Source organism: Methyloprofundus sedimenti (genome assembly GCF_002072955.1).
GTDB classification, from domain to species: domain Bacteria; phylum Pseudomonadota; class Gammaproteobacteria; order Methylococcales; family Methylomonadaceae; genus Methyloprofundus; species Methyloprofundus sedimenti.
The window spans coordinates 2,026,783-2,051,419 of the sequence record NZ_LPUF01000001.1 but is presented as its reverse complement, the minus strand read 5'-3'; the positions used below and the strand labels follow the sequence as shown (position 1 = coordinate 2,051,419).

The 24,637-nt window shown below is 41.4% G+C and carries 17 protein-coding genes and 1 pseudogene; 3 read left to right on the top strand and 15 right to left on the bottom strand.

Annotated elements, in window-relative coordinates; translation table 11 throughout:
- Positions 1 to 122 precede the first annotated feature (122 nt).
- The 9 genes from AU255_RS09100 to AU255_RS09060 all read right to left on the bottom strand — a co-directional run bounded on the left by AU255_RS09100 (position 123) and on the right by AU255_RS09060 (position 11,277).
- Positions 123 to 1,388 (bottom strand): type III-B CRISPR module-associated Cmr3 family protein, encoded by a 1,266-nt coding sequence (locus AU255_RS09100; protein WP_080522578.1) that lies wholly within the window; start codon positions 1,386 to 1,388, stop codon positions 123 to 125.
- Positions 1,381 to 3,336 (bottom strand): type III-B CRISPR-associated protein Cas10/Cmr2, encoded by a 1,956-nt coding sequence (gene cas10 / locus AU255_RS09095; protein WP_080522577.1) that lies wholly within the window; start codon positions 3,334 to 3,336, stop codon positions 1,381 to 1,383. The genes AU255_RS09100 and cas10 overlap by 8 nt, the downstream gene beginning before the upstream one ends.
- Entirely contained in the window at positions 3,333 to 4,514 is a 1,182-nt protein-coding gene (gene cmr1, locus AU255_RS09090; RefSeq protein ID WP_080522576.1) for a type III-B CRISPR module RAMP protein Cmr1, read from the bottom strand. Before cmr1 ends, cas10 begins: the two co-directional genes overlap by 4 nt.
- 11 nt (positions 4,515 to 4,525) lie before the next feature.
- Positions 4,526 to 5,725, bottom strand: a complete 1,200-nt coding sequence (gene csx2, locus AU255_RS09085) for a TIGR02221 family CRISPR-associated protein (RefSeq protein ID WP_080522575.1) — start codon at positions 5,723 to 5,725, stop codon at positions 4,526 to 4,528.
- 22 nt (positions 5,726 to 5,747) lie between these two features.
- Positions 5,748 to 6,872 carry a CRISPR-associated ring nuclease Csm6 gene (csm6, locus tag AU255_RS09080; RefSeq protein ID WP_158083090.1) on the bottom strand — a complete coding sequence of 375 codons (1,125 nt, stop codon included), beginning with the start codon at positions 6,870 to 6,872 and terminating at the stop codon, positions 5,748 to 5,750.
- A 14-nt stretch (positions 6,873 to 6,886) separates the two neighbouring features.
- The gene (locus AU255_RS09075) at positions 6,887 to 7,570 is read right to left on the bottom strand and encodes a macro domain-containing protein (protein WP_080522573.1); all 684 of its coding nucleotides are present in this window, start codon (positions 7,568 to 7,570) and stop codon (positions 6,887 to 6,889) included.
- Positions 7,571 to 7,579: 9 nt separating this feature from the next.
- Positions 7,580 to 8,239: a DUF4433 domain-containing protein gene (locus tag AU255_RS09070; RefSeq protein WP_080522572.1), complete on the bottom strand. Its 660-nt coding sequence runs from the start codon at positions 8,237 to 8,239 to the stop codon at positions 7,580 to 7,582.
- A gap of 288 nt (positions 8,240 to 8,527) precedes the next feature.
- On the bottom strand, positions 8,528 to 10,066 hold the full coding sequence (locus AU255_RS09065; RefSeq protein WP_158083089.1) for a GTPase family protein: 1,539 nt from the start codon (positions 10,064 to 10,066) through the stop codon (positions 8,528 to 8,530).
- 2 nt (positions 10,067 to 10,068) lie between these two features.
- The gene (locus tag AU255_RS09060) at positions 10,069 to 11,277 is read right to left on the bottom strand and encodes a YcjF family protein (RefSeq protein WP_233144598.1); all 1,209 of its coding nucleotides are present in this window, start codon (positions 11,275 to 11,277) and stop codon (positions 10,069 to 10,071) included.
- Positions 11,278 to 12,218: 941 nt separating this feature from the next.
- On the opposite strand from AU255_RS09060, the pseudogene AU255_RS09050 reads away from it, so the two are divergent.
- The 3 genes and pseudogenes from AU255_RS09050 to AU255_RS09040 all read left to right on the top strand — a co-directional run bounded on the left by AU255_RS09050 (position 12,219) and on the right by AU255_RS09040 (position 16,299).
- A pseudogene (locus tag AU255_RS09050) lies at positions 12,219 to 13,360 on the top strand (IS3 family transposase).
- 639 nt (positions 13,361 to 13,999) lie between these two features.
- The gene (locus tag AU255_RS09045) at positions 14,000 to 14,725 is read left to right on the top strand and encodes a peroxiredoxin (RefSeq protein WP_233144597.1); all 726 of its coding nucleotides are present in this window, start codon (positions 14,000 to 14,002) and stop codon (positions 14,723 to 14,725) included.
- 314 nt (positions 14,726 to 15,039) lie between these two features.
- The gene (locus AU255_RS09040; protein ID WP_158083088.1) at positions 15,040 to 16,299 is read left to right on the top strand and encodes a DUF4056 domain-containing protein; all 1,260 of its coding nucleotides are present in this window, start codon (positions 15,040 to 15,042) and stop codon (positions 16,297 to 16,299) included.
- Between the two features lie 840 nt (positions 16,300 to 17,139).
- On the opposite strand, the gene AU255_RS09035 is transcribed toward AU255_RS09040, so the two are convergent.
- The 6 genes from AU255_RS09035 to AU255_RS09005 all read right to left on the bottom strand — a co-directional run bounded on the left by AU255_RS09035 (position 17,140) and on the right by AU255_RS09005 (position 24,622).
- Positions 17,140 to 17,745, bottom strand: a complete 606-nt coding sequence (locus AU255_RS09035; RefSeq protein WP_080522568.1) for a MarC family protein — start codon at positions 17,743 to 17,745, stop codon at positions 17,140 to 17,142.
- A gap of 124 nt (positions 17,746 to 17,869) precedes the next feature.
- Positions 17,870 to 18,202 carry a putative signal transducing protein gene (locus AU255_RS09030; RefSeq protein ID WP_080522567.1) on the bottom strand — a complete coding sequence of 111 codons (333 nt, stop codon included), beginning with the start codon at positions 18,200 to 18,202 and terminating at the stop codon, positions 17,870 to 17,872.
- A gap of 155 nt (positions 18,203 to 18,357) precedes the next feature.
- On the bottom strand, positions 18,358 to 19,332 hold the full coding sequence (locus AU255_RS09025) for a CobW family GTP-binding protein (protein WP_233144596.1): 975 nt from the start codon (positions 19,330 to 19,332) through the stop codon (positions 18,358 to 18,360).
- 415 nt (positions 19,333 to 19,747) lie between these two features.
- The gene (locus AU255_RS09015; RefSeq protein ID WP_080522566.1) at positions 19,748 to 20,407 is read right to left on the bottom strand and encodes a beta-class carbonic anhydrase; all 660 of its coding nucleotides are present in this window, start codon (positions 20,405 to 20,407) and stop codon (positions 19,748 to 19,750) included.
- A gap of 346 nt (positions 20,408 to 20,753) precedes the next feature.
- Positions 20,754 to 23,996 (bottom strand): type I restriction endonuclease subunit R, encoded by a 3,243-nt coding sequence (locus AU255_RS09010; RefSeq protein WP_080522565.1) that lies wholly within the window; start codon positions 23,994 to 23,996, stop codon positions 20,754 to 20,756.
- Positions 23,997 to 24,103: 107 nt separating this feature from the next.
- A complete protein-coding gene (locus AU255_RS09005; RefSeq protein ID WP_080522564.1) occupies positions 24,104 to 24,622 on the bottom strand; it encodes an REP-associated tyrosine transposase in 519 nt (172 codons plus the stop codon).
- Between the last annotated feature and the right edge of the window lie 15 nt (positions 24,623 to 24,637).

Sequence of the window (24,637 nt, the reverse complement as noted above, 5' to 3'; positions counted from 1 at the left end):
CTGGAGCGTTCACGTATGAGTTTCCACGCTGGAGCGTGAGGAACTATAATTTTTTATCGTTCCCACGCTCCGGCGTGGGAATGCATGTTCGACGCTCTAGCGTCCTTTTCAGCAGACACTTATCAATCCGTATCTTGCCATTGGCCAATTAAAATCTGTCCCCGTCCGTAGGCGCTGTCTGCACCTATACAGTGACCTTGTAATGTATCGTGTACCTGTTGATAGTCATCTGGATTATCAAGCCGACAAAACCAGGCTGTCCCTGCTGGGGTATAACTTTTTACCGGTCGCGGCTGATGTTTTTGCATATCCCAGCCGCCTTCACGATGGGCTTTACCAATCACAGCGGCTTCTATTTGTAAGCCAATGCCATTGATTTCACCCTGCCAAACGGTTTGGCCATTTTGCTTAATTTCGTTGAAGTTTTCCGGGAACATATTGCCGTTAAAATCAGCGGGTGTTATAAACTGGATTAATAGCGTGTCGGTTTTCCTGGGTTTTATATAAGGTAAGGCTTCCGCTTCAGCACTCACACTTAAGCTTGCCATGCGCCCTTCCCCTCCTAATCTTAAGGTGGCTCTTTTCTGCGTTTGAGTTACGCTGTCTAGTAGGCCTGCTTCTAGGTTTTTAATATTCAGTTCTATATGAACATCGTCTTTTAAGCGCAGGTGCCGGGTTTGATAGAGCTGTCCTTCAACCACCTTACGCGTAGCGTTATCGCGGGCAATCCCTAAACGTGCTTCATGGCCAAACAGTTGTTCCGCTTTGATAATGTCTTTGGCATGCAGGACACTCCCATCAAGACATAGCCGCATGCCCGATGCAGTCAGCCAGTGTTGTTCCAGGGTTTTATAGCCCTGATATCCTTTGGGCATTTCAGGTAGTCGTACCGTACCTAGATCACAACGCACGGGCTGACCAATCATTAGCCGTTGGCATTGCTCTTCTTTGTGCATTAGATACAGCGGAGCGGGATACAGGCGTTGACCTTGATAAACGATGTAAGGGCCATTTAACTCTAGCTCGCCCAAGTGCTCGGCATTACCTAAGCTTTTTTCAAAGTCAAAAGTATTATTTGGGCATTGCAGTGTTTTCCAGTCAATGCCCATTGCATCACCCATATAGGTACGTAAGGCACCGGCTAAAGTACGAATAGGCGGTGGAAATAAACTGCTTAACTCACTTGCGCCTGCCGCATCATGCGGGCGTGACTCACGGAAGAACCAGGTATCAATCGCATGAATGTGCAGGTTAATTTCGCCATCTGCACAGGCTTGAACTCCAGTCTTTAATGTCATTTGTTGTTGTTCATTTTTTGCTTTCTGACGCTGCTGTTGTTTGTAATTTATTTTAGTGCCTTGCTGTTTTTTACCTTTACCTTTAGCCATGTTCAACTCCTTTTTGCGCTAGAAAGTGTATAAATTGCAGTGCTTTGATGTTCAGTTGCTTAAAACTTTCTTTATTGCCTCTTTGGTTATCTGGAGGTGTACGTTTTACGCTAAAGCATTGCTCTAACAAGGGCGTTACTCGAGTCATAGCATGCGTTAAAGGTATTTTCCCTCCCTGATGCACACCTGAGTTAAGATATTCAGCAGCAATCAGTTGAATCATGACATCTTTAGGAAATTCCTCACTTAAACTCTTTTCACCTTGTTTATTTTGATTTTGTAAACTGGCAAAACGTTCTTCTGCATGAAAAAAGAAGCTATTGGAAAAAGCGGTTTCTTGTTGGTCCTGCTGAAATGCTTTAGCGAGTTGATCAATAATCACTTGGCCTTGTGCATTTAAGGCATATTGCCAGGGCATCGCCCATTGTAAATGCTGCCCCCCTGGTTTCCAGACTCTAACCGCAATCGCATCACGCCCCGTTTGGTCTTTGGCTATTTCATCGAGTAAATGATGCGCATCGCCTAATACCTTACCTAGCGGCATTTTTATATGCGCGTATTCTATCGCTCCAGATAAGGTGGTATTAATATCAGGGTAGGCGCTAAAGCATTCTAAATAATGCGTTCGTAGTTCATTCGCACAGTTCAAGGCGTACTCCAAAGGCAATAAAGCTAAAACATCATCACCGCCGGCATAAATTAAAAAACCACTGTGATTCTCAACTATCGCTTGCACTCCAGTGGTAAATTCTTCCAGACCATCACTGATTTTGGTTTGTTTATCAGGGTCACTCATATGCGAACCGAGTGAGTCACCGTCCATCATTAATACAGCATAGAATGGACTGACGGGTTCCAGGGTTTGATCTGACACAGATTCGCGCAATGCTTTTAACGCCTTCTTAACCACTTGCGCTTGTTGTTGATCGGGGTAAATATTTTTATTGTCTAAAGCGGCTTCAAAAAATACATTGCCATCCAGACTTTTGGTATTCCAGAACAGCGTTATTCCATCACGTCGATCTAAAGCCGCTTCAATACAATCTAAACGGGTTGGGTATTCACCATAACTTTGCGTGAGTTTTTTGGCTACATCATGAAAAGTTTTAATTTTATCTTCAGGCGCATGGGTTAAAACTTGCGCTAACCAGGGCGCTGCTGCCATATACGCCACTGATGGGATCGAAGATTTCACTGCCCAGCCATGTAAAGTCCAACCACCAGGCATCTGTGTTTTTAAATCAGCAAAACAATGGGCAAAACGGCGTTTAACAAAGGCGATTGCGGATAAGTATTCATGTGCGCGTAAGTCGGTTTTTATTGCTGAACCCCCTTTTTCGCGCACCGCTTGCCAAAATATGTCTAAGCCTTTGGCATTGGGTGTGGCAATGCCTGATAGCTCTTGCCAGCCATCCATCATCATACATTTGACGCCCGCTTCTTCAGGAGGTAAGTAATTGCGCCAGTTTTTGCGACGATCAAGTAAGTTACTTTCATTTTTATCCTCAGATAAAGCCCAGCTGATTTCCCAGAAGTGCTCTATTTGTCTATCCCAGATGTCACGCGTTTCTTGCGCGCAATGACTTAAATCCTGCTGCCAAACTTGTTCGGCTATTGCTTGCCACGCCTGTTGAATGCTTGCTGTGACTAAATCAGGGTTAAAATCATGCGGGACTTTCGCTAACCCGCCTTTAAAGCGATTAGGCACACAGCCTTGTTGTGGTTCTGTATCCTGCTTTCCCTCGTGTTCTAGCCAGTTTAAGTAGTTATCACTGACTTTAGGGAAAATAATTTCGCCTTGTTGTTTGATCACGGCTTGCATGGCTACCGCTGATAACCAGGACAGTAAAAAAGATCCCGCCCAAAAATCACGGGTACGACGTGCTTGTGCAACGAAACCTTGAACGGGTCCTAAGGTGAAATGGAAGAATTGTTCTTGGTCATTCATATAATTCGCTCTCCTTGTTGAAATCGTTCCAAATAATCAGTGATCACAGTCCAATCCACATCACATTTAAGCATTTGTGTTTTTTTTCCTTTTATATCTTTCAGTTGAATTCGCCTGCCTTCAGGTAAAAAATCTGCTTTCAATAAACTCTGCACAGCAATGCTTTCGCCCGATGGAAACTGATGAATATGGATCATTAAAGGCGATGCGCGACGGCTCGTTTTACCTTGTTCTGCTTCTGCATCAACATCAACTTTAGTACCATTTGAATAGAAATAGTTATGCGGTAAACCAAATACAGCTCGTCTGGGTGGTTCTGATACACGCTGACCTTGAGCAAAACTAAGTATCAGGTCATGATCTTCTTTAAAATTTTGTTCTGCATCCTTACCATTCACTTTATGCCCGCTTCCACCATTTCTGCCATAGCTCCGATACATTTGCATCTGCTCACCCATTTCAGTCAGTAAGCTTTCGGGTAATTTAGATGTTGTAGCAGATAAATCAATCCGCGTGTGACCAGAAAATGCAGTAAAAGGTGGTAATGACGAAGGAAGGCTCGTTAATATAGTATTGATTGTTTTTTTATAACTGTCTTTATTGTCGGGTATCGCTATCTTTTGGCTATTATTCTCTTTATCTGTCAGTGTTAGTGATTGAATCGCTACTGATCCCCAGCCCTTTCTTGCCCTGCTGCCTAAGCCTCCTAACAAACCAAAAAGCATTAAGGCATCTATAATAGGCTGTGCATCAATATTATTATCAAGCTTTAGAATCACACTAAAATGCTGCTGACTAGCCAATGCTTGTTGTAATAAGCCATCCCTAAAATGATATAAGCCCTGACCTAGTAAATACTGTTGACCTGAACTTAAGTTAAGTATATTTGCTGTTTTTGAAGGGAATTTTTTTACCTTTAGTAACACCTTCCCTTGTCCATATTTGTTATCCTTAAAAGCCGCACCAAACAATACCGCTTCTTGTTTATGTAATTCATGCAATGCTTGCTCGGCATTATTGCCTGCATTTTTCAGGCATTCACCCCATTGTAGCGCTCGCCACCAAAAGCGTAATGCACCTTTAATTGAAGGCGGCCTTATTTCAGGCTCTTCCTGCTTATCGCCACCGCCGATAAACATCGGTGTAACAATTTCATAATCTGCTTGTATTTTTTGCATACACTAAAATCCTATTTTTCTGGGAGCAATTGAGAAAATAGCTCTGTTAATTTTTTTTGCAGTAATGATTCATCGCTGAGTATTGTCTGGATTTCTTCCTTATTTGGGCGGTTAGCATGGGCTAATGAATTGCGAATATTGCGTAACAATTTATAGTCAACAAGCTCTGACTTCGATAGCTGAGTTTCAATGGTTTTACGCACCTCATCTCTTACTTCATAATTCTCCACATCAGCACTTGGATTATTTTTCTTGAGATATTGGGTAATAACCGCTTCATAGCCTAATGCCGCTGCCCTAACATAATCCCCTTGCTGTAAATAAAAAATCGATTTTTCACGTTGGCGTAAATAAATACTGCTTTGATTTTTCCAGCTAATGCGTTCATTTAAACTATCCGTAAATAAACTCGCTATACCAGGAAGCTCCCCTGATGTCTTTTTAGAAAAGGCTTTCAATGGTCCACGAGCATTAGTAATACTTAATGTGCTTTCATGAAACGCTGCAATCTTGAGTAAATTAGCCGTTTCTGCATCCATACCTTCCTGTTTTAATAAATCACTAAAAGGCGCAATATCGCCGGTTTTATCAAAGCCATGTAAAGCACTGATCCAGTCAGCTATTTTCAATAAGCCGTCTAGTTTCATAACTGGTGTTATTTGATTTTCGGTGAGCTCCAAGGCTCCGTAATAAATGCCTTCAATGTGTACCTGTTTTGCCGTTTGTAAATACATCGCGCTTAATAAGCCCAGCATGGGTAAATGCCGTAACCCATGCGTTAAATCTAAAGATACTTGATCTTGATAGGCAATATCAGCGGCCATGATTTTAAGAATCGTGGATTGTTCTTGTTCATTCACACCATAAGGAATGAGCTTCAATAAGCACTTTAAGCCTAACTTTTCTGATAAATCTATGGAACATGCATCTAATTGTTGTTGCGTAACTTGATCAGCTTCCGCTGAGTCACTCAAAGCTATCCAGTGCGCTTCCTGTTGTTCTGAGTCTGCAAAAGCTTCATAAAAGACATCCCACATACTGCCGGAAGTACCTAGAATAATCAGTTGTTGTGGTTGAATAACTTCTAATAAGCCTAAACCAAAAAACTGTTTGGTTTTTTTCTCGCCATTAAAATCATACGTTGCCGTCCGGTACTGCCCCCCTTCATCTTTACGTGCTTTGCCTAAAAAACTAATGAGTGTATGTGTCATTCTGATTCCTTATCTATTGTTATTATTTGATGATTGCAAGTTTCAATTGCTCAGCCGCTATTTCAGTAAAATATTCTCCAGTTAATCGTGTCTTGGTTTTATTAATCAAATAAGGTTTTGCTAAGCGTGCACCTAAATTTCTGATTAAGGCGGCATTGATGCTATTGACTTTATCTGAGAAAAAGCCACTTTTCATACCGTCTGATAAGGCGGCCACTGTTTTATCCGTATCTTTCGCTTTTCCCGCTATTTCTTCGTAAGCCTTAATAAAGGGCTTAACGTAGTCTTCACGTGGTTTATTGGTTCTTGGCTTCTCTAAGGTTGTTTGTTTTACTACTGTGTTTTCTAATAACCAGCAATAAAACGCAAGCTGTATATCTGGCAAGGTGATCACTTCCCCACTGGCTGATACGCGTTTATTTTTTTTATCAATAATAAGTTCTGGCTCTAATTCTGCCTTACGTGCCAAAGTAATCGTATCTAAAAAGCCTGCCTTGCCTTGCAGTAACTTCTCCGGAATATCCTGACGCATGCGAATAAAGGGAATTTCTGCTAATGAAATTTCTGCTTTTGAGGTGTCTAAAGGACGGTTATCCCAGGTATGAATCACTTTACTTTCCAGGGTTGGGTAATAAAAGTCTTTATGCCCTTCATAGCCTTCAGAGACTAACACATGAGATAAGCGGTCCTGTGTACGGCCAAATAGTGATAAGGCATAGCCCAAATAATAGCCCATCGTTTTACGCCCGCCTGCTATAGAAACATGTACAGCAGAATCCTCATCGCTGGTGAGTTCTTTAATAGTATTGGTAATAAAATCAGCGGCAGCCGCATTCTGTTCTGGTGTACGTATGTCATCCAGCTCATTACCTTGCGCATCCTGAATAATATGGATGTTTTGTTCTGTAAATTGAATATCAGGTAATTGATATTCTCGGCATAAAGCATGAAACTTACCGCTGTCTTTATGCAATAAATTTAACGTTGCACGGCCCGCCCCTTCTAAAGTGGTAATTAAATGAATTTCTGTTGGAATATACGGCTCACTGCTATTAACTGCGAGTCCATACAAGGTTTCCGTAAGGATTTGCGGTGATAAGCCACTGACTGCTATTAAGATGCGTTTATTATATTCGTGAGGTTGCATAGTTATTCCTAGTTTCATTCAAAGAGACTGTGTTGTTGTATTGAAACGGGAGTTCGCATCAACGCAAAGGCTTTTTCTAGTGTTACCGCACCAATTCCGGGTACTGTTGAAAGCTGACTAATGGTGCATATGCGTTGGTCGATTAAAGCCTCGGATAATTTATTAATCGCTTGTTTACGCAAGCCACTTTGTTGCATGAGCTCAGTATCTGAGCTTTCTAAAACACGCTGCCGAAATTGAATAAATAAGTCATCTGTGGCTGTCGGATCATATTGATAAACTTCAATAGGGATAGTGCAATTTTTTAAATACTCTTCCATAAGCATTAAAACTTTATCTTCTGGCAGTCCGCCTTTGGCTGCTCCAAGTAAAGGAAAGGCGATTGATTTTATGCCTCGTTCTTGATAGGTTTGGACAAATTTATCCAGCCCACGCTCTAAATAGTCTAATTTACTAGGGTATTTCCAATGTCGTTTGGTAGGGAAATTAAGCACCCAATTTGCAGTATTTTTATAAAGCCATAATTTGCCTATATCAATCTGCTTTTGTTCGCATAACTGAGCATATTTAGCGAACATATCGGGGTAACGTAATTTGAATTCCAGTGCGATTCCTGCACCCATGACACCAACACAATTAATCGTGTTGACGCGCGTGTGGCATGAACTGGTAAAGATATTTCCTTTGATAATTTCCATATTCTTTCCTTAGAAAAAAAGCTCTGGTTGTAAAACCACCGAAATACTTTTGCCTGTCGATTGTAGCGCAGTTCTTAAGGTGCTTGAACCATTAACAGCAATTTGCATAATATTTTGTGTTTTAATACTGTTTGGAATGAGCATCTCAGCACATCGTTTGCGTTTACCACCTATATAATCGTTCCAATAACGACTGTTTAAACAATCCCAATCCAACTGATCTAAAGCATTTAGGTTATTAAAAAAATGCGTTTGGCAACACGCAGCATTACCATCAGTAAATAGGCTATCTGCTTGTAGCAATAACTCACGATTAAGCTTTAAAATAACTAACTCATTCGCTAGCTCTCTGCGCAGATAGCTCATGGGGTTGCGTGGTGTAAAATAAGTGGGCACATACTCATGCAAGTGACGTCTAAAAATAGGATCTTTCAAGGTACGTCGCGCATTGACTTCTAAGTCAGATATATCAGTCAGATCACACTGTTGATGCGCTAAACTATGACTTAAAAGGCCTGACGCTAAAATACTAGGCAGGTTATTGATATGCGTAATATGATATAAATAGCTTATACCATAATGATTTAGCAGTTCAATACCCTCATGATTTTGCGTATTGCCTGTAGTGGCTCTTTCTGTCGCTACAGAAGTTAATCGCATTGCTAACATAACTGCCCCTTGATAAAAATCATTCGCTTAATTCGGAATGAATTAAGCTGTTGGGGCTATTACATCGAACTTGGATTGAGAAAGGAGTTATGACAAATTTGTCATGGCAGTTTTTGTTCGATTATCTTGAGTATTGCTTTAAAATTTAGAAGGCATTGATGAGAGCATGCACATTATATTTGATGAACACCTTAGGCAGTGGAATGATGTTGCTGCTCCAGCCAGGAGTGAGATATGGTTGCCGACGTTATTATGTGCATGTTACTAACTACGCAAGATTATTAAGCACTAAGCTGAACCATGATCTATCTTACGCCAAATCCACAGACCTGAATTTGCGACCTGTTTCCACAGCTGAGATAAATTTTCGTGAGATTGTGTATCACTTATGCATCGTAATAACCGGGCACGGTTAGCTTCACTCATTTGCTGCCCTATCGCTTGCAGTAATGAGTCTACATTATAAACCCCTAACCCATCATTAGAACCCAGGCTAACAGGCACCATAATTGTACTTGCAGGTAACGACAGATCTTGCTGGATTGCATCTACCGCAGCCCGTATATTTCTAGATTTTGTACAGTTCGGTTCCAAAATGTTATAGGGAGGCTTCCATTCTCTTGATGGTCGCAGTTGATCAATATGTGTCACCACTAATATAACTGGAGGTAATTTTCTCTTTACCTGAGTTTCAAAATGCTCTTGAAATTCTTGAATAAAATTCCGGTCTGCAATTCGAGCTGCATTATTAGCCTGACACACTAATAACACTAAATCAGTTTTATCCAGCTCTTCGCGATTATTTTTTAGCCAATTTGTTTGTTCTCCATAACCCGGGGTATCAAAAATAAGCCCCGACAATTCTCCTCCTTGCTCCAGTTGGTACGGAGTAATCTCTGAAGTACAAGACACTACATCCGCTGCCGCACAGGGTTTATCAAACAGTGTGTTGATAAGTGTTGATTTTCCTGCGTTCGTTTGTCCAGCGATTAAAATACGTAACGGCTCTTTCTCTAAAGCACCCTTTTGCTTAATTGCCTGGTTCTTATCATGCTGAGATTTGGATGATAAAGACTCAAATTTATTAGTGTTGACTGCCATACGCCCGCTGTAAAGCAGGATGGCATAGTAGCCAACTTTTTTAATATATGTGTCTAATAGCCAGTTCTTCAAATATGACTGTGTCAAATTTGATGCCTTACCTTGAGCATAGTTTTTTGCTTCGCTTAATACACCTGACAATGGATTCAAAGCCATGCGGCTTAGACGCAAAACTGTATTTGCACCACTTAACCGTTCTATCCAGGCCTGTATGTTAAGTCCATCTGCTAAAGTAATCTGATGGCTAAATGGAATATTTTCATTGAGTAATTTGTGTATATCATGACTGACCTTTTCAATAATACTTAATAATTGCGTTGCAGGAATTTCCAGTTCAGGCTTTTTTGATTTAGGCCGGTAATGCTGAGCTACGACTGCTAATGCTCTCTGCCCCAATTGAAGCCAGGTATCGACTTGCTCTAAATTTTGTATGGATTCTTTTTTTATCTGATCCGATAGCGCTTCAACTGCATTCCATGCTTCTTGATCACGCTGAGAAAATGGGGTTTCTGGATTAATGGGACGAACAAAAAAATTCGTACTTTCGTGCTGATTTAATCGTTGTGTCAATATCCAGGCGATTCCACTACACGAAAGCAGGACACCCGCCCATATTAGAATCAATTGCTCCTGCCAAAGTACCCAGCCGCCAGCGATCATTAAGGCCAAAAAGGGTAAGCAAGGTAATAGAAAAATAGCTACTCGTAGCCAAAGAGTCCGGTTCATCATCAACTTTCCTGCTTAAAGCGAGCTTTTAATAACTCTCGACCACGTTGGAACTGATCCTCATATACATTTTTCAATGATTCCGAGGTAAAAGCTTCACCCTGTTTCGTTTTTGCATAGTAAAAACATAATGTCATACCTAATGCATAAGTCATTGCCGCTGTGGAAAGTCCTGCAATGGCTGACCCCCACCCTGGAATTAATTTAGCTAACTCTCGTACACCCAACCCGACTCCCAAGCCTCCAATACCCACTGCGCTTAATACCTCTGAAACACTCCGCTTGCTTAATGGTAGGCCGTAAATTGATGAAATACTATGAAAAAGCTTACTTTGCACTGCAATAACAAGGGGGACACTGACTACAGGTATCGGCGTTACCGCAACTAGCCCCGCAGAAATTGAATAGCCAATAATATGTGGGTGAGCTTCTGTAACATAAACATCATTAAGTAAGTCTGAATGCTCTTGATTTTTCATTAGCATTTGCCTTAAACCTAAAGGCAAAGCGTTTTCAATTTCAGACCAGAGGGCCTCCAAACCATAATATTGCGGAGTAAAACCATCCTCTATTTGTGTTAAATCCAGAGCAACAAACCGTGCATTTATACCTTTAAATTGCTCCCGTTGTGCACGCAAGGATCTAACAAGATCGGGAGGCAACTTGCTAGATAATGTGTTGCCTGAAAAAGGGTAAGGCTGAATATGATCCATTGTTTTACTCGTGTAGCCTTCATGTAAACAGGACTGCACAACCAGTATCGTCCACTCTGGATTTGCTGAATATATAGCGTGTACTGCAGCTAAAATTGAATCTAGCTGGTGGTCCATTGCCTTAATGACCACCATCAGCACATGAGACTTCTCCTGACACCAGGCCAAATCTTCCTTTGGGTCATATTCAGACTCGCCGAGCCCTCTAGTATCCAAAAAACGTACAAACGCAGTATCAGCACTAGGAAAGTCATAAACTCTTGCTGTTCGCGTACAAGGACGAAAACCTTCGCCTATCTCGGCTTGCGTCGCATCTGTTAATGCCTGAATGATGGAACTTTTCCCGCTTTGAGTTTTGCCTAGTAACCAAATAACCGGAACAGGTAAATTTTGACAAACCTTCTCCACTTCTTCATTCAGGTTAGCGCTAGAAACTTTAGGAGATAAAATCTGGTTCGACCAGTTTTCAAAAAAACGATTTTTAATTGACCAACTCATAAGATTAAGAAAATTTGATTGAATGTTTTTTATTGATCGAGAACCAACACTAAGTAAAACGGACTATCTTCCTTGTTTTCTTTGGCACAAAAAACCAATTCAGTTTCAAGCCCAAAAACTTTTTCATCTTGAGTATAGCTTAGATTCATCTAATTAAGTGCATAACCTCTGAAAGTAACAGGAAACAATACACTGTGTTAAACTAAGGAACGAGGGTTTAATAATACCCGAAAGTATGGCGCAGAATTTTGGCTTCACAGGTGTGTTAGGAAAGCAGGCGCATAGCAGGCTACGCAACTGGTTTTCTAGCGCGGCTGTGGAGTCAAAAGGCAAGTCAGACTCGGGCATTATTGAATTCTCGTTCCTAAGTCAGGATACAAGCGTAACACAACAACTAACAAACAATTCACAGGGGCTACGAATGAGCTATACACACCTATGTCCTGAAGGGAATGTTATTGTAGTTAGAAATTTACCCATTCAACCTGGTATATAACCTGTAGTGGTCAAGTACTTTCGCAATGGATTGCAATGATACCCGGTCTAACGCACAAGGAATACCCAGAAGGCTTATTCCCTCATACTCCTTGGGAATCTCAACTTAACGTACAGGTGGCCCAGTTTCTGCCTGATTTTTGATGATTTTACATTCCGGCCGTCCGCATTTTGAGAATTACTCAATGCGAATCTTATCAACACCAGGCGCTTCCTTATGAGATCTTACTTTTTTCCATGCGTCGGCTATACTCGTATTCGATATATTCCACCCATGCAAAATCGATAGATGATGGATTCATGACGCGTCTGGTATTCAATTCCTCGATAAACGTTTGAGTTCTCGTTCTCGGCTGACTTCTGCCCTGTTAACTCTGTAGTGGTCTAATAATCCTGTACTAAACGATAGGAGTTTATAATAACCCCTTAATCAAAGATGCAGACCAATGAGTAAACGAAAAAGTTATACAACAGAATTTAAACATGAAGCGGCCAGTCTGGTATTAGATCAGGCATATTCCATAAATGATGCTTGCGAAGCTATGGGCGTTGGTACTACAGCAATGCGCAGTTGAGTCACTCAATTAAAAGAAGAGCGTCATGGTGTTACGCCAAAAGGAAGCCGAGCGATTACTTCTGATCAGCAAAAGATTCAAGACCTGGAAGCCCAAATAAAGAAATTAACAAGGGAAAAAGAAATTTTAAAAAAGGCTTCAGCTCTCTTAATATCGGACGTGTATCAATTTTAATGCTAATTGATGAGTTAAGAGAGCAATACAAACAATGCGAATTATTGCAAACATTTGAGATGAGTCGTAGTAGTTACAACTACCACCGTAAGCATGCAAACAAGGCAGATCCTGAGCGAGACAGGTTAAAATCCAAGGTTATTGCGTTACATGAAGCGAGCCGCAGTTCAGCGGGGAGTCGTACCCTTTCTGCTCAATTAAAACAGCAAGGTGAATCTGTTGGACGCTTCAAAACACGGAGTTTAATGCAAGAAGCGGAGCTGACAAGTAAACAGCCAGGCGCACATCGTTACAAGGTGGCTGAAAAGCCATCAAACATAGCGGATAACCACTTAAACCGTGAATTTTCTACCGAACTGGCTAATCAAGTTTGGTGTGGTGATGTCACCTATATTTGGTCGGGTACAGGCTGGATATATTTAGCATTGGTGATTGATTTAAATGCGCGCCGTATCGTGGGGTGGGCTTGCTCAACTAGTCCTGACTCAGTATTAACTACACGAGCGTTAAAATTAGCTTATGCGGCTAGAGGAGAGCCCAAGAACTTGATGTTTCATTCTGATCAGGGGTGCCATTACACCAGTAAGGTATTCCAGCAGCAATTGTCGGAATATGAGATAACGCAAAGCATGAGTCGACGTGGTAACTGTTGGGATAATGCACCTATGGAACGCTGTTTTAGAAGCTTTAAATCTGAATGGATGCCTAAGACTTTTTATTCATCTTATGAACAAGCAGAGAAATATATTATGCAATACATCAAGTATTACAATAGTTTCCGTGTACACAGTTATAACAACTATTTAACCCCAACCCAAGCGGAAAAAGAAGCCGCTTAAAAAACCGATCGTTATGTACGAATTTACTTGACCACTACACTCGCGCCTTCGCAGTCTCTGTTCCGCTGCCGCTAAGAAACATGCACGAAATAATATAAGCAACTGGTAGGATGGGCAAAGGTCTTTTTCGTGCCCATCTTTATATAGTAAAGCCATCAGTAGCTTGATGGGCACGCTATTGCTTTGCCCATCCTACAGATTTTTAACTATTTCATGCACGCTCCTCAGTAACTTAGGCAGACAGATTTCCCCGGATAAGAACATAATCTTTCCCTGTTCAACCACAGCATTTACCATCCCATAGTGATCTAAATAGGCTTTATCATGTTGTGCTGACTCGTCCTGCGGTTCGGCCTTACTATGCTGTTCTTGTTCATAGGTTCGCCGATTTGCACTTAGGCTTCTTTCAGATAATCAGTCACCCGGCCACCATTGCCATCGGCTAGTACTTATTAAGGTTATCATATAAAATATTCTTTTGGATAATGTACAGAGGACTTGCATCTCATAAGATCATGTCAATGCCGGACACACAATCACATGCACTCGGACAGAAAAAATCACCCCGCCTTTCGTCGCACGGCTTTTCTCTCCCGGTAATATGAAGCGTTTGGTATGCCTAGATAAGGCATAATATTTATGGCGTTGGAAGGTACTTTGACTTTATACCTTTGTAATTTAACTAAACAGCAACTGAGGATTACTTTCATGACTATTCGGATCAACGATATCGCTCCAAATTTCACGGTGAACTCCACTGCCGGTATGCTTACACTCCACGACTGGATCGGTGACAGTTATGCCATTCTTTTTTCGCACCCGAAGGATTTTACGCCAGTGTGTACGACAGAATTCAGCGCCGTTGCTCAGCTTGCCCCTGAATTTTCCAAGCGCAACACCAAAGTGATGGGCGTATCTGTGGATAACGTTGAAGAGCATAAAAAATGGAAACGTGACATTGATGCATTTGCTGGCACTCCTGCCGATTTCCCGATCATCGACGACACTTCACTGCTTGTCTCCAAACTTTACGAGATGTTGCCAGCCGATGCCTATTTGACTGATGGCCGGACACCAGCTGACAGCGCGACAGTGCGAACCGTCTTCATTATCGGACCAGACAAAAAGGTCCGTCTTACCATGTCTTATCCGATGTCTGTGGGTCGTAACTTCGCAGAGATTTTGCGTGCGCTGGATGCTATTCAGATCACTGACGGTGCACCTATTGCAACGCCCGCTAACTGGGTGCCTGGGCAAGACGTGATCGTGGGATTGGGCCTGAACGATGAGCAGGCGAAGGAGAGGTTCGGCGAGATCAATATTGAATTGCCTTACCTGCGTTTTGCAAAGGCGCCGAAAAAGTAGCTAATTAAACTAGATTTATATCGATATTGAGCATTGGCAGCAGAGGCTCTGAGGTCTGCATTGTAATTAACGGATATCTCTGCTGCCAAATTCCATGTAATAAAACTAGCCATCCTTAACAAGGCCAGGCACAGTCGCTATGAAAAGGAATGGATTTATATCTCAGTAGTTGAGGCACAACCGTCATCCAGTTAGTGTACAAAAAGTTAGAAGCAGTTTTGAAAAAATAATTATCCAAGAGGGAGTTGGTTATCAAGTCGCCTAAAACATTATATTTAAACCTCACTCTCCAAGCTTTCCGTTTCGCAATACTTGTGAAACGCCCGATTTATTTCCATAGAGCCCTGCCCATTATCATTTATCTTGCAGCAGGACTCACTGGATGTGCAAGATTTCCAGTCTGGCAAGCACCCGCAGAAGTTCTAATCACGGATTACACAATCGCTTTGACCTTAAACGATTTCGAAGGTGGAGGAACCTCGAATGACTTCGATTCCAAAGATATACCAAACCTCCCTGCGCCTAAGGGATTGCGACCGTGTTGCGCATTCGGAAACAAGCTGAAGGTCAAGCTCGGTGAGATGCCGTTAGCAGGATTCAAGCTGGATAATATACGAGCCTCTGAAGACCTAGGGCCGCACAAATTCGATAATGGGCTAGTCTCACTTGATCTTTCCGACAATCGCGGCTGGGTCGACGATGAGAACAACGGTCTTGTCTATACGTGCCGTGGTGGCTTCATCGATATCGCGCACGTACGCGACAATGCCGACATGACAATATTTCTTGCCGCTGAAGCGGGCCGCAATATGGATGTAGGCGGAGTTTCCAATATGCCTGATCAAGGTGGTAAAATTCGCGTTGTTTTTCATCCTGTTGCCGAAGAAATTCTTGATGAACACGGGCGCCTCCAATTGGCCGCACGTATCGGTCAATGGGTTGCATTTCAACTGTCGATCTGGCACGAAATTGTCACCTGGTATGGTTTCGCATCAATGGATGCCTGGCCCGAGAAATTATCATCCTTTTCGCCAGAAGACCTTTATTCAAATTTGCTTGGAGTCAAGATTGCCGGTGCCATCATCACCAGCATGCAGGCATCCGATGACTACACGTATAATCGAAGTATGGATAACTGGATAAAGCGTGTCCTCAATCGATTGCAGGCCGTTTCCAGGGAAGACGGCATTGAGGCAATAGATAGGGTGGATGGAATCTGGTGGGACTCGCAGCGACCATTACCAGATTGGCAAATTACTTTACGGCGTCACTTCCTGTCAGAGAAACAGATTAAGCCCTGGCTCATCTCGATGGCAGGCGTAACACTGGACGCCTGTGTTACCGCTAAACCCAGACTGGACCTCCTCCTGCCTTCCGCTATCTCAGGAACACGCTTTGACGAACTGGCTACGATAGAGATCGACGTTGACAATGAGCTTATAAAGAACGGGTTCCCACTGCTCGCAACAGACCAGAGAACCGTTACGCAAGCCGATTTTTCACGCCTTGCCGAAACTATCCGAAGCGAGGTGGTGGAAGTGCTAGGATCAAAAGCCGGCCAACCTGAACCTTGAGTGAGAATTTTCTTTGGGATGTTCTTTACCCATCAATCACTCTTTAGTCAACAGTGATTGATTTTTCTAGCAGTAATAATACGATATGCTCTGCCAGTCTATCAATTTTGTCATATTTTTCTGGGTAATCAGGTAAAAAACGTCCTAAGGGCTGCAGTTCGAAGAGAGAGAACCAGACTTAAAATAGATATTGCCGTTAAATAAGCCGGTTGCAGTGGGAATAATTCTGATGACAGTTTTAATAATTCCCGAATTCATCCCTAAAAATATTATCCGCTAATAACTTAAGTCTTACTTTATCAGCAAGTAATAGCCCGTGCTGTAATAAGCGATAAAAATCTTGCTGATTACCCATAACTCTCAGCCACAATAAAATAAATATTTATATATCAGTATATTAAAGACGCCGTCATTCCCGAAGTCTTATATCGGGAATCTATGCTTAACCTACTAGATTCCTGCTAGAAACATGCAGGAAAGACGAAGTATAGTTGAGAGTTGTGGATAATCAGGAAAATCTTTATCATCAAGCATCATTTTTAATAAAAATGCACAAATAGACTTAGTGCCTAGTTTAGCTTATGAAATAAAACAATAACGCCCAGCTCTTCAATTTTAGCGAGGGATAAGTTTTTAAGTTTTTGGGCTGGACTGCAATGGACAACCTTAAAGTTCAGTTAAGTGGTAAAAACAGAAACGTGGTTTATCAATCGGACTGATCAACAAAAAGCTATTTTCATAGATTCTAATTACAGACTTCCTGCTATCGTGCCGGGCTTGTCCAATAAAGGTTCAGATTGTGGTTCGCTTCACGATCACAATCTAACCTTGTTTGTTATATTAATTGGGCCACAGTAATGCGATACCTCGGGCAATCATCTCAATTGCATAGGTGCCAGTAAACAATGCGACAACTCTACCAACAACCTCAACATAGCGATTTAACAAGCGCTCATGTCGTATTTTCAGCGGATCATGTATCAATTTGAAAACAATTATCGACATTAAAGAAAAAGATATTGCAATAACAATAGCCATAGCCGCTCTCGAAGCAGATAAAGAGGAGCCAATAAGCACGCTTGCGCTTATTGTTCCCGGGGCAATCATAAACGGCATTGCTATCGAACCGGCTATATGCTCAGGATCACCGTGCGTGTCTATTAAGACAACTTGTCCAGAAAATATTGATTGAATTCCAATCCATAAAAAAATAATGCCACCAAATATCAAAAAAGCACCAAACCGCACGTTAAAGATATTTTCAAAAACCCCTTCTCCCGTGATCGCGAAGATAACAAAGACAATCCCGCTTATAACGTGGGCCCGGATCATTACCTTAATAAACTCTCTGAGTGATAGATCCCTAATCAAACTGATGAGGTATATACTGATCAGAAAAGGATTTAGCAATACGAAAAGGATTGAAGACGCTTTTAGCAATTCCATTATTTATCCCAATTGGAAATATTGATATCCCTACAAAGATAACGCCTCACATCAGCGGCACATGGCTGTGGGCGAAGCGAGCAGTAATGCACCCAACTGCATGTGATTGCTATATGAATTGGTTTCATATTCCAATCCAAAAACTCAATATTGATATCGCGATAGCAACAATAATAGTAACCAGGAATTTGTATGCGGGAGTTGACTGCGAATTTTCAGATCCATTTTGCCTGCTAGTGTGTTCTGATTGATTTCCTTCATACTCTCGTATTATTTCCCTTGCTTTCTCGAAGTCATCATTATGCACATGAACTTTAGCCAAATCTATGGGTGCTAATTCCCCAATGCCACCTTGCAGATAATACCCACTTACATGTGCATCAATATCATTTGCAAGTAACATGCCTTTGACTATTTCTGCCTCTGTAATGTCTCCGGCTCGATAAACTATTTTCATTTCACTCGGTGAGAACTCTCATAACAAATTATTGTCTCGGACTAGTTATCATACACTCTAACTCCCGCTCCATATCAACAATAATCCTGAAAGCCAATAATTTTAAACGAGTTAACATGCTTTAACTGTGATCACCTAATCATACAAACTATAACTTAAGCTTTGGCGTTAGAGGTGATTTGATTGAGTGCAGTAAAGACACCCTGCAAATGATTTTGACTAGTTATGATTTCTATTCGACTATAGTCTGAAGATGAAGTTGGGGTAAATTTAATATTGCCATCATTACCATTAATAATAAACCAGCCCTTATTGGTTTTTAAAATGCCTTTTATCCTTTCGACTTTGAGCTGACTTAAAAAGTCGTTTAACTGCTTATAATTAAAACAACTTTGTGCGGGGAAAACATGACCAATACTTTGATAGCCGCCTACCTTATGGCTTAGCGGATTATCAGCATTATCAACTGGATAAAATTTAGTATTTTTATGGGCATCAGGAAATGCTGCTTGTCTTTGTGGGTTTCTGCTTATATCTAGCCAGGCAACATCCAGCTGCCCTTGCTGAGTTTGTGCAATCAAGGCCTTTTGAGGGTGACTATTGTTTGCCCACTGCTGAAATAAGCTAGTCGCATAACTATCCGCCAGGTCCATTTTATTCGCGACTAATACATCGGATAAAGCGATTTGATCGAGAAAGGTTTCGTGTGTTGTATTACGACTGTCTTTTAATTTTTCTGGATCGACGAGACACAGACTCGCGCGTAGCTCCAGAACCTCTTTAAACGATCCTGCCAACAGCATATCCAACACTTTTTTAGGATGACCCAAACCTGTGGGTTCAATCAGTAGTCGGTCAGGTTTAACTTCTTTTAATAGGCGATTGAGGCTGACTTGAAATGGCAATCCCACTGCACAGCATAAGCAGCCACCTGCGACTTCTTTAACAGTAATACCTGCCGATGAATAAATAGCACCATCAATCCCTATTTTGCCAAATTCATTCACCAATACTGCCCAGTTTTCATTTTTGGGTTTTTGCTTGAATAAATCTAAAATAGCGGTGGTTTTACCCACGCCAAGAAAACCCATAACCAGATTGGTCGGGATATTCGTTATGAATGGCTGCAATACTCCTCCTGTTCGCCAAAGATTCTGGCATAGTCTGTTTGCCAAGCCAGGCGTTTGATGTAATATTCCTGATTTTGTTTAAATACAGCCAGACAAACGGGACAAACAACTAATGCTGATGTCTCAGGCAGTAATTTTGTTCAGGTCCAGATTTGAACAGTTCGAGGCATCCATCACAACAGAACCAGTATTGTTTTTTATTATAAAGATAGGAAACCGCTTTTTGCTGAGAAATACCTAAGCGAACTAATAAACAGCCACAAGCCGGACAAATGGAGGGCCATAACTAAAGCTCTTTCTTGTAAATTAAAATGACTCCGGGCAGAGACAACGGGAGAACAAATATATACGCTCCCCCTTGCCTCCCTGAACATCCTCATTCGGTTGTTCAGGTGTTTAGTGCTTAAGCAGCTTATTAGCCGAAAGTACCCATCGGTCCCGGATAGCTCACTTCCTGAAGTTTTCCTGTATCAACATCATAGATGAACCCTCGTACTGTCGAAGCATCAGGTCCTTCAGTTGGAATCCATGGGTGCGTCATGATTCTGGATATCGAACGTCTGACGTCCCAGCTAAGGCGTTCGATTTGAGCCTCATCAGGCGCTGAATCAAGCGCTTCTAGTGGACCACGAAAGGCATGAAACTGGGCAGGTGTCGAAGCGCTGTGATGACAACTGGTAAAATCTCGTCCCGTCGCCTTTCCCAGCAACCTTTCAGCCGCTGGATCGCCTTCTAGCCCGGCTTTGAGCAGGTCATCACTAAAAGCCAACATACCACAGCGGGTGTGATGAATTAAGATGATTTCATTAGTGTTAAGCAGGTGGTGCGAGATAATCAGGCAACGAATTGCATCATCAGTAACAACACCACCGGCATTACGGATGATATGTGCGTCTCCAGTTTGCAAACCTAGCAAGTCCTCAACATCAAGCCGAGCATCCATACAGGCAACAACAGCCACATGTCTGGCTGGATTGATCGGTTGCTTACCAGGATGGGAAGAATTATGTACTTGCTCACCGTTTGCATAAAGTTTGTTGTTTTCTAGCAGTTTATCTGTGTTTACATTAGCCATGAATTATCCTCAAATTGAAATTAATTAACCAGCAGCAACATCCTTCCTGCGGGTCTCGTAGCACTTCTAATCGTGCAAAGGCATATTTTTCTTTTATTTCTAATAACTTAGAAAGCCTCTATACATACTCTACATTTACAATCTCTGCAAAGTTATTACATTATAATACAGCTTATATAAACTTATAGTTTATAAAATATAAACTATAAGTTTATAAACACAATACTATTAACTCACTATAGGATTCAGGATTAAATAATCCTTGAAACAACTGTTTATATCTAGTGTTTTTCGGTAATTGTTTAATTAATTCCACAATATCCATATCTATTCCTTAAAGGTTAATTTACTTACCGTTTTGCACCAACAAATCAAACACCACCCTAGCAAACCCAGCCGCTTTAGCTGGATCAGACAACAACTGCATCATCTGATTTTGATGCGCGTCATTACTATCCATCACCGCATCATCAATCGCTTTAGGGAAATCACCCAACATGGCTTGCTCGGGTGTATTGTTTGCAATTTGGCTCATCACCAAAGCATTCTCACTCAGCTTATCCCTAACCGTATAGGCATAATTAACCAAATCATTATCAGTCAGCTCATCGGTAATAAATAACTCATTTAAGCGGCTGATAATCTGTGACAAAAACTCTTCTTTTTTATCTTTAGCTTTTGCTGAACCTAGACTGTCCCCAGGGTTTAAATACTCGCCCGCATCTTCTTTTAACTGAATATCCTGCTGACGGATTTTGGATAATCGATAATGACTTAACTCCACGCTATTCAAATCAATATCATCTTCCTCGATCAATGCTTCACGCAACATGGGCCGTAGGTTTCTGGCATAAAGACTGAGCTGTTCTAAACCCTTATCGTTGTAATCAACAATTTGTGACATAAACTCATAAAAGCGCACAAAGGTACCTAAATCCTTTTTAAAGATCTCTAAGGCATCTTTTTCCTGCTTACATGCTTTAAAGCTATTTTCTGCATTGGCTATCAGTACCGCATCATCTGTTTTCTTGGTGCGATCGAACATCTCCTTGGCTTGCTTGTAGGCATCAACAGCGGACTTATAACGCTTTTGCCAGCGCTCTACTGCAGGTTTACAAATATTGGCAATGGCAGCATTGCTTTTGCTCTTTTGTAAAAAGGCATTGCAGAATTGTTCCACTTCTTGCCATTGAAAAATACCTGCTGCTCTTAGCTTATCGAATAAATCAAAGATCAAATCCGGGTCAGAAACATCATCCAGTTCGGCTGTTTGATAATAGGGCTGAAACGCCTCAAGAATATCATCAGGATCATTAAAGAAATCCAGTATAAAGGTGCCGGTTTCAGCTTTACCAGGATAAGTCCGGTTTAAGCGTGATAAGGTTTGCACACATTCCACACCACCCAGTTTTTTATCCACATACATGGCGCACAATTTAGGCTGATCAAACCCTGTTTGAAACTTATTCGCTACCAGCATCACTTGATAATCATCCGAATCAAAGGCTTTACGCATATCTCGGCCTTTAAGATGTGGGTTCATATTATATTCGGTATATTTCTCACCAATTAAACCAGCAGCATTCGGGTCTTTTTCGTTAAACTCTACTTCACCAGAAAAAGCCACCATAGCATGAATCTTTTGATAGCTTTTTTCAGTAATGTATTTATCAAAACATAATTTATAACGCACCGCTTCTTTGCGCGAACTAGTCACTACCATGGCTTTGGCTTGACCACCTAATAAACCCATCACATTGTCTTTAAAGTGCTCAACAATCACCTGTACTTTTTGCGAGATATTATAATCATGCAAACGCACCCATTGATTCAGTTTAACTTTGGCTTTTTTACTTTCCACCTCCTGGTCAGAGCCTTGAATCTTCATAGCCAGGTTATAAGCCACTTTATAATTGGTGTAATTTTTTAATACATCCAGAATAAAGCCCTCTTCTATGGCCTGACGCATGCTGTAGATATGATAGGCTTCGGGCTTATTTCTTTTAGACGGCGCTTCATCGGGATTAGGTAAACGACCAAACAATTCCAGCGTTTTTGTTTTAGGGGTGGCGGTAAAGGCTAAATAACTGAGATTGGCGGAAGCTTTACGTGAAGCCACTGCCGCATCTAATATATCTTCCGTGCTTAACTCTTCATCAGTGCTATCCACCATCAACACTTCTTTTAACTGCCGTGCGGTAGAACCTGTTTGCGATGAATGCGCCTCATCAGCAATCACCACATAATTGCGTTCTTTTAAGCTAACGCTGTTTTCTATGGCTTTTAAAACATAAGGAAAAGTCTGAATGGTAACAATAATAATCGGCTGTGAATTTTCTAAGGCACTGGCCAATTTTTCAGATTTTGAACCATCACCCTCTTGATTATTGATTCGACCGACTACACCCTCAACACTGGTAAATTGAGAAATAGTTTCCTGTAGTTGGGCATCTAATACATTTCTATCGGTGACAATAATAATAGAATCAAACTGTTTATTGCCACTGACATTATGTAAGGACGACAACTGATGCGCCACCCAGGCAATGGAATTAGATTTCCCCGAACCCGCACTGTGCTGAATCAGGTATTTATGCCCTGGCCCTTCAGTTCTAGCAGCATCGACTAATTTATTCACTACATCCCATTGATGATAACGGGGGAAAATTAAGGTTTCTTTTTTAGTCTTGCGGCCTTCCCAATCTTCTTTTTCTTCAATCTGTAAATGCACAAAGCGAGCGAGAATCTTTAACAGGTTATCGGGCAGTAATACCTCATTCCATAAATAATCGGTGGCGTATTGATCAACATTCTCAGGCACATCATTACCGGCAGCACCCTCTTTAGTGCCTTTATTAAACGGTAAAAAGTAAGTGTCTTCGCCCTCCAGTCGGGTTGCCATATACACTTCATATTGACTGACCGCAAAATGCACCAAGGCACCGCGTTTAAAGCTTAATAACGGCTCTGATTTTTTAGTCGCAGGATCAATAGCAAAACGCGTGGTTTTATATTGCTTGATCGCATTTTGTACCGCTTGTTTAAACTCAGACTTTAATTCCAAGGTGGCAATCGGCAAACCATTAACAAACAGCACCAAATCAATCCGCCAGGCTTTGGCTTTAGCACCAGTTTGTGCTAAATGCTCTTCAGTTGCCCAAGGGCTATAAACCAACTCAGGCACCACACGGCAACGGTTCTGTTGATAACGTGCTAAAGTATCAGGATTTAAATCATGCTCAGGCTTAAACTGACATAAACTAAAGCGTGTACCACGATCACGCAGCTCATGACGCAACACGCCCAAAGTGCCAAAAGTACGCATTTCTTTATTGGCGGCATTAGGATCAGCTTTATTCAGCTGAGTAGCTACCCGTTCTAAAAACTTTTGTTCAGGATTGTTGGGATAAAGTGCGCAGAATTTTTGCCATTGAGCATCCTGGGTATCTTTAACAAACCCTAAGACATCTTCTTCATATAAAGCCAGTTTGCGATTGTAGTTTTCGGGTTTGCCTATTAGCCAGCCATTAGCGACTAGCTGATTAATCATATCGTTTTGAAATGCACTTTCTTTTGATTTGTTATCCATTCATATCATTCCTATTTATTACATTTGATGGGCATGGGATAAAGCCCTTTGCCCATCTACGCGAGATTTAATGTAGGATGTGCAAAGGAGAGACGACGTGCTCATCATCACTCATGCCCAATACCATAAAAATCATCTTTTATTAACACGTCTGGATCATACCAACCTTGATCAACAGCTTTCTGAAATGAGCTATATAACCAATCGCCAGGTTTATCCACATAACCATGTTTAACGGGATTAAAATGAATATAATCCACATGCCGCCGCCAATCATCCTCATTCCGAATACAATGTTCCCAAAAGCGGCGCTGCCAAATACCTTTTTCACGTTTCTTAACTTTAGATTGACTTACCGCAGTCGATGGTAATCCTGAAGAAAATTTACGTTTAATCACCATCCATCGTTTAGAAAAGTCCGCATCACCTTCTGGTAATCGCCATATTGTATGTAAATGATCAGGCAACACCACAATCGCCTCAATCTCAAATGGATAACGCAACAAACATAAACGAAAAGCAGAACGTAGCCTGTCAATATTTTCAATTAATAAAGGTTCACGCTTCGCCGTTACCACCGTAAAAAAATACCGCGCCCCAGATTGATAAAAACGCCGATATTCCATACTTATCTCTTTGTA

What these genes read in the sequence shown, in the direction of transcription:
- AU255_RS09065 (WP_158083089.1), bottom strand. Translation starts at nt 10,066, where the DNA reads ATGAACCGGACTCTTTGGCTACGAGTAGCTATTTTTCTATTACCTTGC.
- csx2 (WP_080522575.1), bottom strand. Translation starts at nt 5,725, where the DNA reads ATGACACATACACTCATTAGTTTTTTAGGCAAAGCACGTAAAGATGAA.
- AU255_RS09045 (WP_233144597.1), top strand. Translation starts at nt 14,000, where the DNA reads ATGGCGTTGGAAGGTACTTTGACTTTATACCTTTGTAATTTAACTAAA.
- AU255_RS09005 (WP_080522564.1), bottom strand. Translation starts at nt 24,622, where the DNA reads ATGGAATATCGGCGTTTTTATCAATCTGGGGCGCGGTATTTTTTTACG.
- AU255_RS09035 (WP_080522568.1), bottom strand. Translation starts at nt 17,745, where the DNA reads ATGGAATTGCTAAAAGCGTCTTCAATCCTTTTCGTATTGCTAAATCCT.
- AU255_RS09100 (WP_080522578.1), bottom strand. Translation starts at nt 1,388, where the DNA reads ATGGCTAAAGGTAAAGGTAAAAAACAGCAAGGCACTAAAATAAATTAC.
- AU255_RS09075 (WP_080522573.1), bottom strand. Translation starts at nt 7,570, where the DNA reads ATGGAAATTATCAAAGGAAATATCTTTACCAGTTCATGCCACACGCGC.
- AU255_RS09060 (WP_233144598.1), bottom strand. Translation starts at nt 11,277, where the DNA reads ATGAGTTGGTCAATTAAAAATCGTTTTTTTGAAAACTGGTCGAACCAG.
- csm6 (WP_158083090.1), bottom strand. Translation starts at nt 6,872, where the DNA reads ATGCAACCTCACGAATATAATAAACGCATCTTAATAGCAGTCAGTGGC.
- AU255_RS09015 (WP_080522566.1), bottom strand. Translation starts at nt 20,407, where the DNA reads ATGGCTAATGTAAACACAGATAAACTGCTAGAAAACAACAAACTTTAT.
- AU255_RS09030 (WP_080522567.1), bottom strand. Translation starts at nt 18,202, where the DNA reads ATGAAAATAGTTTATCGAGCCGGAGACATTACAGAGGCAGAAATAGTC.
- cas10 (WP_080522577.1), bottom strand. Translation starts at nt 3,336, where the DNA reads ATGAATGACCAAGAACAATTCTTCCATTTCACCTTAGGACCCGTTCAA.
- AU255_RS09010 (WP_080522565.1), bottom strand. Translation starts at nt 23,996, where the DNA reads ATGGATAACAAATCAAAAGAAAGTGCATTTCAAAACGATATGATTAAT.
- AU255_RS09070 (WP_080522572.1), bottom strand. Translation starts at nt 8,239, where the DNA reads ATGTTAGCAATGCGATTAACTTCTGTAGCGACAGAAAGAGCCACTACA.
- cmr1 (WP_080522576.1), bottom strand. Translation starts at nt 4,514, where the DNA reads ATGCAAAAAATACAAGCAGATTATGAAATTGTTACACCGATGTTTATC.